Source organism: Candidatus Thermoplasmatota archaeon, assembly GCA_030018475.1.
GTDB lineage: Archaea > Thermoplasmatota > JASEFT01 > JASEFT01 > JASEFT01 > JASEFT01.
Map to the genome: position 1 here is coordinate 4,853 of JASEFT010000067.1, position 1,394 is coordinate 6,246.

1 protein-coding gene is annotated in these 1,394 nt (G+C 40.4%); it reads left to right on the forward strand.

All coding sequences use genetic code 11. The features are described from left to right. The first annotated feature begins 23 nt into the window (after nt 1–23). Nucleotides 24–1,301: an orotidine 5'-phosphate decarboxylase gene (locus QMD21_07080; protein ID MDI6856523.1), complete on the forward strand. Its 1,278-nt coding sequence runs from the start codon at nt 24–26 to the stop codon at nt 1,299–1,301. Nucleotides 1,302–1,394 lie beyond the last annotated feature (93 nt).

Here is a 1,394-nt window from a genome sequence, read left to right on the forward strand (position 1 = left end):
GTAAAACCAATTTATAGTTAAACATGGCTGTACTACAACTTGCGCTTGATTTAGAAAATCTATCAAGAGCTATCCAAATTGCAAAGGAATCTATTGCGTGCACAGATTGGATTGAAGTAGGAACTCCTTTAATTAAAAGCGAAGGTATGAATGCAATTAGGGAGCTAAGGAAAAAATTTCCTGATTTTACTCTCGTTGCTGATATGAAAACTTTAGATACAGGCAGATTTGAAGTTGAGATGGCCAGCAAAAGCGGAGCTAATATAATATGTATTTTAGGTGTTGCAGATGACGATACAATAAAAGAGGCTATACGCGCCGCAAAAAATTACGGTACTAAAATAATGGTCGATTTAATGAATGTTGCTGAGCCTGTAGAAAGGGCAAAAGCTGTTGAGAGTTTTGGCGCTGATTACATTTGCCTGCATACGAGTATAGACGAGCAGATGCGCGGTAAAATAAAATTCAATAATTTAAAAGAGGTATGCAAAGCTGTAAAAATACCTGTGGCTATCGCAGGTGGCATAAACTCAGAAAATGTGGTTGAAGCTTTAAATTTTGGAGCTTCTATAATTATTGTAGGAGGAGCTATAACGAAGACTGCTAAACCAGAGCTAGCAGCAAAAAGAATAAAGGAGGCAATGCTGAAAATGAAGAGTATAAAATCGGAAGTAAAGAAGTATGGTGAAGAGGATTTGGTTAAAGTATTCTTGCAAGTTTCCACTCCCAATATTAGTGACGCAATGCACCGCAAAGGAGCAATGAAAGGTATCCTGCCAATTAAAAAAGGTCTTAAACTTGCAGGAAGAGCATTTACTGTTAAAACTCTAGACGGCGATTGGGCTAAGCCTGTAGAAGCTATTGAGAAAGCGCAAGCTGGCGAGGTATTGGTCATAGATGCGGGTGGCGGTACAACTGCGGTTTGGGGCGAGCTCGCTACTCAGAGCTGTAAGAAGAAAGGCATAGCAGGAGTAGTAATTGACGGCGCTGCTCGCGATATAGATGATATCCTAGAAATGGATTTCTCACTGTTTATTCGCAACATTGCTGCAAATGCAGGAGAGCCTAAAGGCTACGGCGAAATAGGCTGCGAGATAACTTGCGGAGGCGTTGTTGTTAGACCTAGCGATTGGGTAATTGGCGATGATAGTGGCGTAGTTGTAGTACCTAAAGAGCAAAGTGTTGAGATTGCTAACAGGGCACTTGACGTAAAAGAGAAAGAAAACAGAATAAGAGAAGAGATCAAGCGCGGCAAGGTGCTTTCTGTTGTAATGGAATTGGAGAAGTGGGAGAAGCTGTGACTTTCGTAAGCTGGGTGGGTGAGTATTTTATATACAGAAAGTTTGATATGCTATTTCTATTTTTAACTTAGGAAGCTCATGTCAAATTGTAGC